Genomic DNA, 15,895 nt, shown 5'->3' on the forward strand with positions numbered 1-15,895 from the left:
CCGTCATTAATTGGGTTTCTTCCTTCTGAACGGCATAGCGATTCTGAGCATGACCAAAGCGATCAGAGCCAGTGCCGTATAGACCATCGAAGATGTGCCGCCGTCTCCGGTTTGCGGAACGTCGTCCAAATCGTCGTCTTTAGGCGGTCGAGCATTAATTCCGTTGTTGCCGCCAGGCGGGTTACCGTTGTCATTGCCATCCGGCGGGTTGCCGTTATCGGTTCCATTGCCGCTGCCGTCAGGAGGATTGCCGTTGTCCGTTCCGTTGCCGCTGCCGTCGGGCGGATTGCCGTTATCGGTTCCGTTGCCGCTGCCTTCCGGCGGGTTGCCGTTATCGGGTCCATTGCCGCTGCCGTCAGGAGGATTGCCGTTGTCCGTTCCATTTTCACCGTCGGGAGGATTGCCGTTGTCCGTTCCGTTGCCGTCGTCCCCGGGGGTGCTGCCTCCGGAGCTGCTCGGTCTCATCGGCACATCGTATCTGACGATGTCCCAATCGACGCTGATCGTATCGCTTCTGTGCGTTACGTATCCGCTCTTCTTTACAATCAGATAGTAATCCGCTTCAGGAAACACCATGTACGCATAGAAACCATTTGCGTCGCTATCCTGCTCCGGGCTCTTGTTTTCGTTCGGCGGGAACGGAAACGGAACCGGAGGAAGACTTACTTTCGTATTCGGAGTACGCCCATTATCTCTATTTCGCTGCGTATCCGCATAATACAAAGTAACTGTGGCTCCTTTAATTTTCTTGCCAGTGCTTGCATTTCCTGTCGTCACATCATAAACCGTACCGTAAGGATCGACCAATTCCTCGGAAATATTCAGCTCTCCGTTTGCCTTCACGTCCAGTGGCGCCACTTTGAAGAGCAGCTCCTGACCGTTCTCGGCTTTATAGCGAACTTCCATTGTGTACTTCTGCTCGCTTAGTCCTTCTACGGTGAAGGTGCCTTGCGAAGCCATCGGGAACGCTTTGGGATGCCCGTTCTCCTGAATATAGTTGCCGTCCTTGTCCTTCAAATAGATATACATATCGCTGATAAAGGAATCGTTGAATACCTCTGTTGTCCCATCCAACTGCTTGAACAGAACGATCCCTACTGCTGTAATATCTGCCGGAACGGTCTCGTCCGTTACGCCGCTGTCCACATTAGCCTTCTGGGTGAACGGAACAGAAACATCCTTCCCGCCTACATGGTATACCTTCGTATACGTGATCGTATAGTCGGTATCCGCTTCTGCAGGAATCGAATATTCTCCCTTCCCATCCGTCCAAATCTCCTGCTGTGTGTCGGTCTTCTTGTTCGTTACGATGATTTTCACATTCGGAATGACCTCTCCCGTGTTGTTGTCACGCAGCACGCCTTCCAGATACGGGCGAGTATTGACAAAGTGTGCCTCGGAAGCTGCTTTCACGGGAATGGTACCTGTGTGAACGAGACTTCCGGGCTCCGTCACAAAGCCGTCGCTCGTATAGTCTTCCTGGGCCACCGTATACTGAAGGTGCGCCAGAAGTCCTTGCACAATGAACGTCTGATCATCCGTAAGCTCGAAGGCATCACCGCTCTTGATCGTACCCGTGCTGCCGTCCGATTTCTCATAGGAGTAGGATTCGTCCGCTCCCTCGCCTGTGAAGGTAACCGTGTACTTGAACTTCTTCTGCTTGTCGTCGTCTTTGCCTTTAACCGTGTTGCTGATGAGAAGTCCGCCCATCAAGATTCGAACGTTCGTGAAAGGAGCAACTTCATCCTTGTCTTCCATCACTCCGGTACGTATCCAATTCGCAGGATTGGTCACGTATTCCTCAAGTGTGTAGGACTTCTGAGTCACTGTGTATTTCAGGTCCTTGGGCAGACCCGAAATCTCCATAGTCTGACCATCTTTGAGCTTGAAAGAATCGCCGGATTTGATCGTGCCCGTGCTTCCGCCCAGTATCGCAGACGGGTAATTTCCGTCCTTGCCCGTATCTTCAAAGACAATCGTGTACTCAAATTCCTTCGTCGTGTCTCCGCCATTGCCCATGACCGTATTGGTGATCGTCAGCTTGTTGACGGTCCGTTCATTAATAAAATCCGCCTTATAGTCGCCATTATTTTCAACAGTGCCCGAATACGTCCTGGATGTCGGGCTGGTGGTGTAGCCGCCATCGACAGTATAATCCGTCTGGGTAACCGTATAGACCAAACCCGCCGGCAGAGCCGGGAGCTCGGCAGCTTCTCCATGCTTGAGGAAAATCTTATCTCCGCTCTTGATCGTGGAGAATACACCGTTCGGGCCCTTATACGGGTACGTTCCATCCTTGTCCGCACCGTCGAAAGTCACCGTATATTCAAAGGACTTGTCAAGATCTCCGCCGTTACCTTGAACGGTATTGCTGATCGTCAGTTTGCCTTGGGCAGGAGTCGGTACAATCAGCGGATTGCCGGAATCGACCTTCTGCCCGTCAACAAGAACGGGCTTGCCCGGCGCATCAATGACACGTACGCGGTAGATCGTAGTCGTAGGCAGGTAAGTGTAGGGATCGATATACGTCTGCTTGAGCAGATAATCCCCCGGCTTCTGAATAATGAAGTCCGTCTTACCGTCCGCGCCCGTCGTTTTTTCCGCCATTACGTTGTTGTCTTTGTCTTTTGCCGGTGTACCGTCAGGGTTGAACAACTGGAACTTTACGTCCTTCAGCGGTGTTATGCCGTCAGGACCAATCTTCTTGAGGAAGAGCAGGCCATTCTCGTTTGCGCTTCCCGCCACATCGTTCGCATCCAGCGAAATACTGCTATGCGCTTCGATTGGCGGAAGGGTAATGTCGCCCATCAGCTGAATGGAGTTCCCCGCCGTTCCCGGTTGCATTCCCTGGGATTCCGTCTGGTAGACGATCTGATAGAGCTTGTTCGGGTCGGCAAAGTCAAACCTGAGCGTCGCTCCCCCTGTTGTCGAATCGGTGTCAGCGGTAACCTTGACTTCGCTGTTGGGATCCGCGAGATCCAACGGCTGTCCGATCCGCTGCAGAGTGCCGTCCGCTTTCATCTCCCCGGGATAGACGGCGATGTCGGAAGGAGCCAGCGAAAGGCCTCCAGCCGCATCCTTGCGCAGCTTAAGTCCTGCAGCAAGGGTATCCAGCAAATAGACGCCTTGCTTCATCTCGAACGGAGGCGTATAATTCACCGTCCATTCCTGCACGCCGGAAACCGGCTTTGTCGCTGTCTTGCCCAGAGACTTCAAGGGGACAATAATTCTGTGCTTTTCGGTGGCGCTGTAAGGCTTGCTCCCCCATTTCATGGAGAATTCAGCCTGATTCTCACCGGCCGGATTGTTGCCCAACTGAAAGGTCGCCATCTTGGCAGGGGTCGGACGCGCCTTCAGCAGAATGACATAGGGACTCTCCAGCTTGGAGAAGGTGAAGGTGCCGATATTGCCGTTCTCAGCGAAGCTCACCACATGCTTGGGATCGTCCGGCTCAATAATCGCAGTTGCTTGTACGTATTGGCCGTAACCGCCTCCGCTTTGTTTTCCCAATCCGGCATTTGTATTATAGCCCGTAACACCTGCATAAAGCTTATAGCCCATGAATTCCCAGCCGTCAGGCAACGTATCCACCAGCTTGATGTCGCTGGCTACACGGGCACCTCCGTCCTTGGCCATCTCGTCCGTCTTGTAGCCCGGCATATTCACTGCAAGCCGGAATGTAACCGTATGATCCTTGCGGTTGTAGCCTGCCAGGATGTAGTTGTCACCACGGGAGTTGTCCATATACAAGTTCGGATCGTCGACGGCTATTTGCCGTGTCCACATGCTGCCGCTCCAGTTGCTATAGCTTCGATTCCAATCGGCCGCTATGTTTCCCAGTGCGTTCCCGTTCTCATCGACCGAGCTTGCATACAGCATCTCTTTATTCAGCATTCGCACACGGTTCTTGACGGTGGCGTCGTAGTATCCCTCATAGTCGTCGCCATCGAAGAACAAGGCGCGATTGCTCCAGTCGCCTCCGCTGTCTTGGCGGAACAGGTTGTCCGGGTTGGTCGTGACGGATTCGAAGGATACATCCCCCTTCACTCCTCCTTTATACCCGGTTACCTTGATAAGATCCGCCACATGCTCACCCTTCACCTTCAAGGGGATCACGTCGCCGGTCAAACCGTTACTTACCGTTAGCGAGCCTTCACGGTATTTTTGCCAAAGCTGCTTGTTGTCGATTCGGCTCTTAATAGCGGCTAAAACTGCCGGTGTTACTTCCGGGTCTTCCTCGACCTCATCCACCCCATCCAGCACGTCGAGAGAATCGCCGTGAACGAGCAAATCATAGACGACTGGATTCTCCAGATCGTACTGCAACGTCAAGCCAATCGCCCACTTGGCGCCGGCAACGTTATAAAGCGAGTAGGCGTAGCTTGTGTGCGTCTCGGCTGCTTTCGTGAAAGCGTGTGCGCCAATCACGATCTTGGTTGTGGCCGTTACGCCGTTGGGAGCCGTCCCGACGGCATCATTGTTCCAATCGACCCCTTGTGAATTTGCCAGCTTCCAGTTGGCGCGCGGAACGTTGGTAAATGTACTTATATTGCTGTCGGTCACTTTGGTGACAATCCTCAACCGAACGGGCCCGTCCGTATCCCCGATGTCGAAAACATCATTTACGGGAGTGATTTCCCCTCTGTCAACGCCATCGACCGTATAGTCGGCGGATACGAATTCCGTCCCCGCAGGCAGCGCGTCGGTGATGGTCAAGTCCTTAAGACCTTCTACGGGCGTATCGCCAAGATGCGTGTTTCTTTGGTTTACCGTAATCGTCCATGTAATCAGCCGGTTCCCGTGCGTGTCTTTCGGTCCTATGGCGCCCGTCTGCTGAATCCAGTCGGGAGTCAGAGCCGCGGTGATTCCTGTGGGCCCCGCCAGCGTGTCGATCCCATTCTCCGCTGCAAGCGTTGCCTGGATGCCAAGTGCCACATGAGAACTGGTCGAACCGACGAGGCCTCCGTTGACGCCTTCAAATTCATTGTACCATTTACTTTTGGGAATCCATGTTTTGAAGTCCAGATAGGCGGCGCTGCTCCCGAAGCCGTCCGGGAGCTTATAGGTGAGCGTCCCGCTGTCCGGATCGAAGATCGGTTCTCCCGCGTCCGGCACTTCAACGGGCGGCGCCACCTGTTGGATATTCCCGTTGGCGTCCACGGTCGTCTGCGCCTTGTAAAGCCTGAAAGAACCGGCTACGTACGGACCGGCGTCAGCTAAACTATCTATAACGGTTAAATTGTCCAGCTTCATCTGAATGCTTGGGTCGTCCTTGTCATTGGCAGCTGCGATGACTCGCCAGGCAGCCGCTCCCTCGCCAAAGGCGGAATTGCTGATCCAAGTGTAGTGCCCGGACTTGCTTTGACTTGAAGCCGCAATACGGTACACCGGCACTAACGAAGAGTTGACAAACTTGAACCCCTCTCCGAAAATGCTCGTGTCTCCGCCCCCGCCCGGACTCTGATCCGCCGCCTTGGCATTAGCGGAAAAGCCGATTTTGACGCTGTTTTTACTGCCGTCGTAGACCCCTTGGCCATCAAACGTAATTTGTATGGCATCGGCAAAGAACTGGACAGTCGCAATTTTCAGGCTCCCTTGACTGATGCTCATAGGTCCTGCGGGCGTCAAGTTGACATCCGGGAAGTAGCTTGCTTTGTCCAGGATTGCATAATCCCCCAGCTGAATTACCGTTTCCTGCGGAGCATCGGGGTCGTCGCCCCGGGTGGGTACGGAAATATCAGCCAAAGCCAGGGTAAAATTGTCCCTGCCGTTAATTTCGCCGCCCTCCGGAATTACAGTCGCAGGATCGCCCTGCTTCACTGTAAGATTAAACATCGGATTGGCGTTCGCCAGCACCGCTGTTTTATCCGTTGGCCCCGCCGCCAGCGGCATGAACATAGGTCCCGCCAACGGGTCATCGTATACCGCCTCGGTTACCGAAGACTCGGGTGCCGTAAATTCGGGCTCGTCCAACTGATTCGCCGAAGCCGTAAACGTCACCGTCTGCAGGGCCAGCAAAATAGCCAGGCAGACGGACAGCGCCGACTTGTACCAGATGGGTTTGCGTGTAAAAATTCGTTTTCGTGCCATCCTCATTTCATCCTCTCCTTCGCTTGCTTGCCCTCTTAACGTCGTATAGAACGACAAAGAACGGCATTATTCCACAGATTAAACCCAGTCTATCACCTCAATCTGGACAAAAACTGGACAACCCCTTGCCGCAACAAAAAGAGGCGGCAAGGGGTTATTATCGAATATGGAATTTTATCCGAAGAAAGAAATAGCGGGAAATCACAGAAATCCGCACAGGACTATGACAAATCTTGTCGAATCTTATACATCATTTTATCGTTTTGTGATACGTTAGACGCATATCTGGTACGCATATCAAGTCATTTGCGGGGTGTATGATGAAGGCGGTGCGACGGCTATCGGGGTTGGGATCGTTCGTTCTGATATTATTTCTGTTTGCAGTTGCGCCGCAGCTTGCCCATGCCGAGCATCGCGCGGTTACGATCCAGCAATGGCAGATTTCTTTTATACAAAAGACGGATGTCTCCGAGTCCCCTCCGTTAAACGATGCGGCTTGGCAGGATGCCGGCGTTCGCGATCCGTTGACGATTCTTCCGGATGGAGCACGCGGAGTGTGGATCAGACTTGCCCTGCCTCCGACCGTGGATTGGGCGAATCCCGGCCTGCTCGCGGACCGGCTGTACGGTCACGATCTTGCCGTCTATCGGGGCTCCGAGCTTCTCTTGCGCCTGGAACGGAATTTCGCCTTCGACTTGAACAAGCTCATCCTTCCGATAGGCGCGGTCGACCACCAGACGGACCTCTACATCCGCATCCTCACGAGCGGGGAACGGGCCGGTCTGCTTACCGGCATGAGACTGGACGATTTTCACGCGCTGTCGGAGAGATTCGTCTCCCGGGACATCCCGGACCTGCTGCTGGGCTCGGGCATCGCTTTTCTCGGCCTGGTCATGCTCATCTGTACCGGTTACCTGCACAGAAGACAGCGGGGCACCTGGATTTCCCTGTGCCTGATCGCACTGACCACGGGGCTCCTGATGGTGTTCTACTCCCCGCTTCCTTATATTTATTTTAAAGATTACGGCCAGCTGCTGCTGTTCTTGTTCGATGCGTCGATGTTCGTGCTGTTCCCGTCCCTGAACTACTACGTCGACCAGATGTTCGACGGCCAGTTCCGTTTTTTCACCCGGTTCCGGTACTTCCAGGCGGGATATTCCGGGCTCTGCATGTGCGCGCTTGTCGTTTACGCTGTGACGGACGAACGTTATTACGCTCCCTATCATCTCGTCTCGAATCTGATTTTCGGCGTCATTATTCTGGTCCAGCTTGTCCTGATCGTCGTGCTGTCCGTCTCCCATGCCTTCAAGGGCAACAAGGACGCCACCCTGCTCTCCATCGGCATGTTCCTGCTGGCGCTGTTGGGCACAACCGACCTGGCGCTCTATTATTTGAGCGGCAAAACCTACGTACTGTTCCTGTGGAAATTCGGCGTCATTGCGCTTATGATCACGCTGATCGTCATTCTGGCCAGACGCATCTCGGCCGATTACGCCATGCTCGTCAACTATTCCAAGGAGCTGGAGCTGTACAACCACAGGCTGGAGAGAACGGAAAAGCTGAAAATCATCAGCGATCTCGCCGCCTCCGTCGCTCACGAGGTCCGCAATCCCCTGCAGGTGACCAGAGGGTTCCTGCAGCTGCTGGCGGGCAAGTCGGACGAGAAGAACAAGCCCTTCTTCGACCTGGCCACGAACGAGCTGGACCGGGCTTCGGCGATTATAACCGACTTCCTTACCTTCGCCAAGCCGGAGATGGAGACCGTCTCCCTGCTGAATCTCTCGGAGGAGCTGCGGAAGATCGAGACGATGATGACGCCTCTTGCCGCCATGCACGATACGGAGCTTCTGTTTATTTCCGAGCCGGAGCTTTATTTCCAAGGAAATTCCTCTAAGCTGAAGCAGGCGTTCATCAACGTGATCAAAAACAGCCTGGAAGCGACGGGAACCAACGGGAGAATCGAAGTGACCGCAATCGCGGAAAACAACGAGGTCGTCATCCGGGTCAAGGACAACGGCGAAGGGATGGAGGAGGAGCAAATCGCCAAGCTGGGCGTCCCCTTCTTCTCCACCAAAGCCAAGGGCACCGGCCTTGGTCTGATGGTTACCTTCCGGATTATCGAAGTGATGAAGGGAACGATCGAATTCCGCAGCGTCAAAAAGCAGGGAACCGAAGCGATTATTCGCTTCCCGCTGGCTTCAACCGAGGAAGGCTCCGGCGCGCTCAGCGGCGCCGGAGCTTGACCGTTCTCCGATGGACCGGGCTCTTCTTGCGCGTCCCCGACTCATTCCGAATCCGGCGGAAGCCCGGGGAGTCGGCTTCCCGCTTGTCCATAAAAAAAAGAACCGAAAGTCTCGCTTCGGTTCTTCTCTGACAATTTTGCGATTCTACCACACGGTGTTGACGGTCGCCGATCCGCCGCCGGCATCCGCCGGATTCGGAGGAAGCACCAGGTAGTATTGCGAAGAGGATTCTTCTACTACCTTCAGATCGATTTCGGAAGGAACATCGATTCCGAATGCAGCTTTGATCGCTTGCTTGGGATCGCTCAAGAGACTGCTCTTAAAAGCGGGATCTTCCCAAGCCTTCTTGATAATCTGCACCTTAAGAGATTCCAATGACATGCTGGCACGACCCTTCCATATAGTGGTTGATACGTTTCTATCATACCACGGTCGTCCGTCAAAAGTCCCTATTTATTTGCCAAATCCGACAAAAGTAAGGACAATCCTCCCCCCGCCGCCAAGCGCTCCACCCACTCCTCCGCCTCGCTCGCATCCCTCTCGAGACCCATGACGGTATCCGAATGAAAGGCCAACAGCGCATACGGGACTTCCGGCATGCATTCGAGCCTCTCGCGGTGCCCCCCGGCGATCCCGGCCAGCTCACGCAAGCCGCCCTTATGATAGATTCCCCGCTTGACCGCTCGCTCTTCCAACGGTTCGCCCGAAGGCAGCGCCAATCTCCGGCGGACAAGCGTCAGGAAAGCGTTGCGCCGTTCTCCGCCTTCGGCCAGATCCTCCCGCCAATCGGCCCAATCGTCGGAAAGCTGCAGCGTCGCCAGCACGAGATCGAGCGCTTCCTCCATTCGCGGGATACGTTCCTCTTGTCCGGACAGCAGCAGCATCCCGGCCGCGCACAGCTTTACCGGAGCGGACTTGCGCGCCAGAGCGGCAGCGTCCGCAGGCTCGGCCAGCCGTTCTCCCTCCTCGGTTACGGCGAGGGCCCAATCGGCGAGATAGGCCTCGTATCGCGTCCAGAGCGGGGAGTCCTCCGGAAAATAACGCCCGTACCGCCGTCTGAACGCTTCATGCAGAAGCTGCCCCAGCGCCAACGCCCGCCTTGTTTCCTCCGGCGCTGCGGCATCGCCCGCGTCCATCGCATCGTCGAGCAGAAAAAAATGCAGCATCGCATAGACGTTGCCGATCGCCAGATCCCGGCACAGCCGCGTGTCGTGCCCGGTCTTCTCTTGAAGCCACAGCGGCAGCAAAAAGCAGATGTAGTTCGTGGCTCCTCCGCCGGAGCCCGAGCTTAGCGGATTAACCTTCTCCAGCAGCGCTCCGGCCCTGCCGGCCAACGGGGCGGGCAGGGCCGGCAGCCCGGCGGCAGCCTCGGCAAAAATCCGTGCGATCTCCCCCTCGAACCGTTCCAACCAATCCGCCCGATTTCCGTTCATGCGCCTGCCTCCCGTCAGATCCCCGGCTTCGCCCGGAGAAGATGCGCCATTTTCAACCTGTGGCTTTCCTTGCTCACGATCCGGACGCCCGACTCCGCGACCCGCTTTCTTCCCATCTTAACATAGTTGTCTCCAACCTGGGGCGTGTATGCAAATCCGCTATCCTCGGACTACACGCCCTAGCAGATCCGGCTTCTTCCCTTCCCCGGATTTCATAGGATTACCGGCCATGCTCGGCCCGGGCGATTTCGTCCAGCGCCACGGCACGGCCCGATTCCATCGAACGGTAGGCCGCGAACACCGTCTGCATCGTAATCAGATTATCGGCGACGCTGTTCTCCGGTTCCCGGTCCTCCTCGATCGCCAGCATCAGCTCGCCCATCGTTCCCATGAACGCATGGGGGAACCAGCGGCCTTCCAGCACGGGCGCGTACCAGCCGTGCGGCTGCAGCTTTTTCGAATAGAGAGCGACAGTGTCCTCCTGGCCGATCGGATAATTGTACAGCGCCCCGTTGGTGCCTTTGACAATCCCCTCGGTTCCGTCGAAACGGAAGGTGGCGAACCAGTCGTCCTGGTCGGCAAAGTTCGTATGGTTGTCGTAGACAAGCCCGCGAGTCTCGTCCTCGTAGAGCAATTGGATCGTCGTGCGGGTTTCGCCGCGAACGGAAGCCGCTCCCGGATAACGGGTCCCATCGGCGAACACCGCTTTGGGCGAACGTCCGAGGACGTAGCGGATCGCGTCGAGATAATGAATGCTGTGATACATGATTTCGAGTCTTTCCGTCCGGGCCAGCCAGCCCCACATTTCCCACGGCGTGTTGACGTGCACCTGGATCGCGCCCTGATAAGGAGTCCCGATCCATCCCCGCTTTACCGCGATCCGGCTCGCCTGGATGCCGGGCGCCCAGCGCATCTGCTGGTTAACGGCGGCCTTGACGCCCGCCCGGTCGCACATGGCCGCGATCTCCAGCGCATCCGAGTAGGATTCCGCAAGCGGCTTCTGGCAGAGGATGTGCAGGCGATAGGGAACGATCTGACGGACGACGTCCGCCTGGAACTGCGCCGGAACGGCAATGTCCGCGATCGCGACATCGGGATGGGAAGCCAGCTGCTCCAAGGAATCGAAGACATGCCCGATCCCGAATTCGCGCGCCAGCGCCTCCGCCTTGGCGCGGTCGCGGTCGTAGATGCCGACCACCCGGAAGCCCGCCATCCGGTAGGCCGGAAGGTGGCAGCCGCGAACGATTTCTCCGGCGCCGACGATACCGATGCCCATCTCCAGACTGCGGGGAAGCTGCGGCCGGTAGGTCCAGTCCATGTCCCTCAGCGCCGCTTCGAGCTCCGATTCCGAACGGCCCGCGGCGCTCATTGACCGGCTCCTTCCCGCTTCTTCACCATCAGCAGATGCTCGCAGGCCAGCACGACCTCGTCCCGTTGATTCCTGACGGCGAGATTTTCGCTGACGATGCCGAAGCCGGGCCGCCGGGGATGATCCTTCTTGTCCCCGACCGTCACCTCGGCGCGAATCGTATCCCCGATGTACACCGGCTTGATGAACCGAAGCTTCTCGTACCCGTACGAGAAAGCCTCGGGATTGATCTCTCCGGCGGTCAGCCCGACTCCCATGCTGAAAATAAGCGTCCCGTGGGCGATCCGGCGGCCGAACGACTGCGTTTTGCACCATTCTTCATCCATATGGTGGGGATAGAAGTCTCCCGTCTGCCCGGCATGCAGCACAATGTCGGCATCGGTGACCGTGCGGCCCCACGTGCTGCGGGAGTCGCCGAGCCGATAATCTTCGAAGAATATCGATTTCATGCGCGCTTCGTTCCTTTCCCTAGAGATTCCCTGTACAGCCGATTCATGTCCGCAAGCGCCTCGCGCGCCGTCGTCTCCCCCTTCAGGAAGGCTTGAACCGGATAGCCCGCGCCGTCCTGGAAGTGGAGATAGCCGTCGTAGCGCGGACGCAAATAAGCGCGCTCTAACGCCGGCAGCGTCCGCCGGAAATAATCTCCGCTGGCCGCGTTTAATCCTTCGCTTAGCCAAGCGGAGCCGTGTCCCGGCTGTCCACCGCTTTCCGCGAAAATCGTGCTCTGCGTCTCCGGCGCGGCCGCGTACGCGGCATACGCGACCGCGATCTCCCGATGCGGGCTCGCGGCGGATACCGCGATTCCGGTTCCTCCGAGCGTCGTTCGCAGCCGCTCTCCCCGGCTTCCGAACGCGGGCGTATCGCCGAACGCCAGCACCCGCCGCGCAAAGCCGGGCCTCGCATAGTTGGAATATCCGTAGGCGAACGGGCAGTACGCCAGGTCGTCCCTCCGGGTCATCGCTTCGTACACACGAATCGGGTTCCAGGCGAAAATCTCCGGATCGCACAGCGCGGCCAGCTCGCGCAGCGCCTCGAGCGCGGCATGCGCCGTCTCCGCTCCCACGACCTCGTCTTCGCCCCGGAACGGCTCTTCGCCGAACGCGAGGCAAAGCGAGTAGAAATTCATCAGGCTGTCGATCGGAATGCCGGGCATCGCGACCCGCCCTTTGCGAGCCAATGCCAGCACCTCGGACCAGGTATCCGGAGCCCGCTCGCCATGACGCTCCAGCACATCCTCCCGCCAGGAGGCGACCGGCGTCGCGGCATCGATCGCCAGAGCCGTCTGTTTGCCCTCGAAGGAATAGCTGCCGTGGGACGCTCCGACGGTATGCTCGCTCTGGTCCTTCATGTAGTCCGGAGACAGGCTTTCGTTGAAATCGACGAGCACACCGCTCGCCGCCGAGTATCCCGCCCACGGATGATCGATGACCAGCAGATCGTAGCTCTCCACGAGCGACTGAATCGGCATATCCGCGAATTCCTGCAGCGAGCGTTTGTCCCATTCGATCGTAACGCCTTCGTGCAGCTCGCCGAAGCGTTGGGAGGTCGCGACCATCGGCACGAAGCCTCGCGTATGGTTCCAGGTCATTCCTTTTAATCTTACCATTTTCGCCTTCCTCTCTATAGCCGGTAGAACGCGGCAGCCGTTCCGCCCAGAATCGCCGCCGCGTCCTCCTTCGAGCAGCCGGCCAACATTTTATTCGTCTCCCGCCAGACCGTACCGTAGTCCCCGTTCAAATTGGCTACCGGCCAATCGCTGCCGAACATCAGCCGATTCGCTCCGAAACGTTCAATCGCATAGTCCGCGTAACGCTGCAGCTCCGACGCCGACCAATCCGCGGACGCCGCGGTATTGAGCCCCGACAGCTTGGCGTATACGTTGGGATAAGAGGCCGCGATCGCCAATTGGGATGCCCAGGGCTCCCAACCCTTGTTCCTGATCGGCGGCTTGGCGAGATGATCGATGACCATGCGAAGCTCCGGCACCCGCTCGGCCAAGTAAGGGACATGCTTCAAGTGATTCGGGAATACGGCGACGACGTCGAAGGTCAGGCCTCTCTCGGCAAGCAGCTTTAGCCCTTCGATGACGGACGGCTGCACGACCCAATCCGGGTCCTTCTCCTCGTGGATCAGATGCCGAACTCCTTTGAAATAACGGTTGTTCCCGTAATGCTCCAGCCGGAGCGCCGCCTCGTCCGGCCGGTTCAGCGGCACCCATCCGACCACGCCGCCGATCCATTCGTGCGCGGCTGCGGTCTCCAGCATATAATCGGTATCCTCATAGGAATCCATCGCTTGAACGAGAACGGTTCGGTCTATCCCCGCCTCAAGCAGATGGGGCTCGAGATCCCGTGCTTCGAACGTTCGATAGATCGGACCGTATTCGGGACCGAGCCACGGATAATCGACCCGGGCCAAATTCCAGAAATGCTGATGCGCATCCACCTTCATCGTCTGCCAGACTCCCTTCATCTTATATCGCCTGCTCTATTTTCCTCAAAATCTCGTCGTTATGCTCGCCGATCTTCGGAGATCCGACGGACGACAGCAGCAGCTGCCCGTCGACGCGGATCGGACAGCGGGTCGTCTGCAGGCGGGAGCCTCCCAAGCGGGTCACTTCCTGGGTCATGGACAGGGAACGGAACGCTTCGTGCTTCAGCAGGCGGGACCAGGTGAGCACGTCGGCGCACCAGATGTCCGCCGGCTCCAGAATGCCCAGCCAGTAGTCCGTCGTTCGCGCGGTCAGATGCTCGGCCAGCAGCCCCTTGATCTCGTCGCGGTGCGTAAACCATGATTTAGGGTCGGTGTACGCGGTCAGCGGCTCGCAGCCCAAGAGCTCCCCGATCCGCGTCACCGGCATCATCGCGATCGCCAGATAGCCGTCGGACGTCTTGTAGATTCCGTAAGGAGCCGCCAGGTAGGCGTGGGCGCTGTTGATCCCGCTTCGCTGCGGTTCCTGTCCGCCGTCGTTCAGATGGGTGGTCAGCACTTCGAACTGAAAATCGAGCAGGGATTCCATCAAGCTGACTTCGACCAGCCCTCCCTCGCCGGTAATGCCTCTCCGCACCAGACAGGCGAGAATTCCCTGCACCAGATGCGCTCCGGCGAACATATCGGCGACCGCCAGCCCCATCGGGACGGGTCCTTGCTCGCGATCCCCCGACAGCCAGGCCAGTCCGGACAAGGATTGCACGAGCAGATCCTGTCCCGGCTTGTCTTTCCAGGGTCCGGTTTTCCCGTAGCCGGTAATCTCCCCGTACACGATGCGCGGATTAATCGCTTTCACCGCCTCGTAATGAAGGCCGAGCTTCTCCATGACGCCGGGCCGGAAGTTCTGGATCATGACGTCCGCGCTGCGGATCAGCCGTTCGACCCGGGCCAGGTCCTCGGGGTCCTTCAGGTTGGCGGAGAAGCTCATCTTGTTGCGGTTGATGGAGTGGAACAGCGTGCTGTCGCCGTCCAGCTCCAAATTGGAAATATACAGCCTCCGGCACAGATCTCCTCCGTCCGGACGCTCCACTTTGATGACGTCAGCGCCGAGATCGGCCAATCTGAGCGAAGCCGAGGGCCCCGACAGGAATTGGCTGAAGTCAAGCACGGTGAGTCCTTGAAGAGGTTTCATCGGCTTTCTCCCTTTCACGGATTACTGGTAGTACCACAAATCTAAATTATCATACTCCGACCGGGGTGACAATAGGATTCCGCTCCGTTTATGATAGAACAGTGGTAGTACCGCGTCCCCAATATCGAAAGAAGGAGATTTTCCGGATGGCTACATTCGAATCCATTAAGAAAATAACCGTAACCGAGCAGATTATGGAGCAAATTGCGACCTTGATCACCTCGGGCAACCTGCAGCCCGGAGAGCAGCTGCCGCCCGAACGCGATCTCGCGGTCAAGCTCGGAGTTACCCGCGGGCGAATCCGGGAGGCGCTGCGCGCCCTGTCGCTCGTCGGACTGGTCACGATCAAGGCCGGGGAAGGAACGTTCGTCTCCCGCATAGAAACGCCGATTCCCGGCGAGACCATCGCCTGGATGTTCCACAAGGAAATCGACAACCTCGACGAGGTATACGCCGCGCGCAGGCTGATCGAAACGGAAATCTATCTGAACGCGATCGATCATCTGAACACCGACGAGTACGAGACGCTGGATCGTATGCTCCGGGAATTCGACTCGCTCGCGGACGCAAGCCCGCCCGAGAGGCTGGCCGATTCGATCGACGCGATCGACGTGTACGTCGGGGAACGCTGCGGCAACGGAATTTACGCCAAGCTCATGCAGACGATCGTCCATCTGCGCCGGCAGACGAGCCTGAAGCTGCTGTCCGTGCCGGGAGCCGCCAAAACCGGGGCCGAAGGCCGAACGCGCATCGTCCAGCTGATGAGAACCGGCGACAGAGCCGCCGTATCGCAGGCGCTCGACGCCTTTTTCGCGAACTCGCATCGCTTCTACAAGAAAATCGGGGGATGAAGCGGGGGAACCTTCCCATGAGAAAAAGGCACAGTCGCGGAGACCATGCCTCTCTCACAGTTAATCGCTGGATTCCGCTCACTTAACGGTCTGATGGACCGTTAAAGACAGTCAACCGTCGGATTCCGCTCACTTAACGGTCTGTCGGACCGTTAAAGGCAGTCAACCGCCGGATTCCGCTCACTTAAACATTCCTGTAGAGTCTAAGATTTACGCTTGGACAAAGCAAAAAGCACCTCGTATGATGGGGGTTGAACGGATCAATGTCCTAAACCCATCAGGAGGCG

Annotated in this window: 10 protein-coding genes; 2 read left to right on the forward strand and 8 right to left on the reverse strand. The window is 57.3% G+C overall.

Features of this window, described 5'->3' with window-relative positions:
• Positions 1-6 precede the first annotated feature (6 nt).
• Positions 7-6,090, reverse strand: a complete 6,084-nt coding sequence (locus ACFFT4_RS07615; protein ID WP_378046415.1) for a DUF7601 domain-containing protein — start codon at positions 6,088-6,090, stop codon at positions 7-9.
• 320 nt (positions 6,091-6,410) lie between these two features.
• Between ACFFT4_RS07615 and ACFFT4_RS07620 the strand changes: the two genes are divergently transcribed.
• Positions 6,411-8,333, forward strand: a complete 1,923-nt coding sequence (locus ACFFT4_RS07620; RefSeq protein ID WP_378046416.1) for an ATP-binding protein — start codon at positions 6,411-6,413, stop codon at positions 8,331-8,333.
• A gap of 144 nt (positions 8,334-8,477) precedes the next feature.
• On the opposite strand, the gene ACFFT4_RS07625 is transcribed toward ACFFT4_RS07620, so the two are convergent.
• From ACFFT4_RS07625 to ACFFT4_RS07655, 7 genes are all read right to left on the reverse strand, one after another.
• Positions 8,478-8,714: an NHLP leader peptide family RiPP precursor gene (locus ACFFT4_RS07625; RefSeq protein ID WP_378046418.1), complete on the reverse strand. Its 237-nt coding sequence runs from the start codon at positions 8,712-8,714 to the stop codon at positions 8,478-8,480.
• A gap of 68 nt (positions 8,715-8,782) precedes the next feature.
• The gene (locus tag ACFFT4_RS07630) at positions 8,783-9,766 is read right to left on the reverse strand and encodes a hypothetical protein (RefSeq protein WP_378046420.1); all 984 of its coding nucleotides are present in this window, start codon (positions 9,764-9,766) and stop codon (positions 8,783-8,785) included.
• Positions 9,767-9,986: 220 nt separating this feature from the next.
• Positions 9,987-11,135, reverse strand: a complete 1,149-nt coding sequence (locus tag ACFFT4_RS07635; protein WP_378046422.1) for a Gfo/Idh/MocA family protein — start codon at positions 11,133-11,135, stop codon at positions 9,987-9,989.
• Positions 11,132-11,584: a MaoC family dehydratase gene (locus tag ACFFT4_RS07640; protein ID WP_378046423.1), complete on the reverse strand. Its 453-nt coding sequence runs from the start codon at positions 11,582-11,584 to the stop codon at positions 11,132-11,134. Before ACFFT4_RS07640 ends, ACFFT4_RS07635 begins: the two co-directional genes overlap by 4 nt.
• Positions 11,581-12,741 (reverse strand): extracellular solute-binding protein, encoded by a 1,161-nt coding sequence (locus ACFFT4_RS07645; protein WP_378046425.1) that lies wholly within the window; start codon positions 12,739-12,741, stop codon positions 11,581-11,583. Before ACFFT4_RS07645 ends, ACFFT4_RS07640 begins: the two co-directional genes overlap by 4 nt.
• A gap of 14 nt (positions 12,742-12,755) precedes the next feature.
• Positions 12,756-13,607 carry an amidohydrolase family protein gene (locus tag ACFFT4_RS07650; protein ID WP_378046426.1) on the reverse strand — a complete coding sequence of 284 codons (852 nt, stop codon included), beginning with the start codon at positions 13,605-13,607 and terminating at the stop codon, positions 12,756-12,758.
• Between the two features lies 1 nt (position 13,608).
• A complete protein-coding gene (locus ACFFT4_RS07655; RefSeq protein WP_378046427.1) occupies positions 13,609-14,757 on the reverse strand; it encodes a CaiB/BaiF CoA transferase family protein in 1,149 nt (382 codons plus the stop codon).
• A 146-nt stretch (positions 14,758-14,903) separates the two neighbouring features.
• Here ACFFT4_RS07655 and ACFFT4_RS07660 point away from each other — a divergent pair, with 146 nt between their 5' ends.
• Positions 14,904-15,608: a FadR/GntR family transcriptional regulator gene (locus tag ACFFT4_RS07660; protein WP_378046428.1), complete on the forward strand. Its 705-nt coding sequence runs from the start codon at positions 14,904-14,906 to the stop codon at positions 15,606-15,608.
• The last annotated feature ends 287 nt before the right edge of the window (positions 15,609-15,895 follow it).

This window comes from Cohnella cellulosilytica, from assembly GCF_042431195.1.
Lineage (GTDB): Bacteria > Bacillota > Bacilli > Paenibacillales > Paenibacillaceae > Cohnella > Cohnella cellulosilytica.

Bases quoted from the DNA above. Each gene is read 5' to 3' on its own strand.
- ACFFT4_RS07615 (WP_378046415.1), bottom strand. From the start codon at position 6,090: ATGGCACGAAAACGAATTTTTACACGCAAACCCATCTGGTACAAGTCG.
- ACFFT4_RS07620 (WP_378046416.1), top strand. From the start codon at position 6,411: ATGAAGGCGGTGCGACGGCTATCGGGGTTGGGATCGTTCGTTCTGATA.
- ACFFT4_RS07625 (WP_378046418.1), bottom strand. From the start codon at position 8,714: ATGTCATTGGAATCTCTTAAGGTGCAGATTATCAAGAAGGCTTGGGAA.
- ACFFT4_RS07630 (WP_378046420.1), bottom strand. From the start codon at position 9,766: ATGAACGGAAATCGGGCGGATTGGTTGGAACGGTTCGAGGGGGAGATC.
- ACFFT4_RS07635 (WP_378046422.1), bottom strand. From the start codon at position 11,135: ATGAGCGCCGCGGGCCGTTCGGAATCGGAGCTCGAAGCGGCGCTGAGG.
- ACFFT4_RS07640 (WP_378046423.1), bottom strand. From the start codon at position 11,584: ATGAAATCGATATTCTTCGAAGATTATCGGCTCGGCGACTCCCGCAGC.
- ACFFT4_RS07645 (WP_378046425.1), bottom strand. From the start codon at position 12,741: ATGGTAAGATTAAAAGGAATGACCTGGAACCATACGCGAGGCTTCGTG.
- ACFFT4_RS07650 (WP_378046426.1), bottom strand. From the start codon at position 13,607: ATGAAGGGAGTCTGGCAGACGATGAAGGTGGATGCGCATCAGCATTTC.
- ACFFT4_RS07655 (WP_378046427.1), bottom strand. From the start codon at position 14,757: ATGAAACCTCTTCAAGGACTCACCGTGCTTGACTTCAGCCAATTCCTG.
- ACFFT4_RS07660 (WP_378046428.1), top strand. From the start codon at position 14,904: ATGGCTACATTCGAATCCATTAAGAAAATAACCGTAACCGAGCAGATT.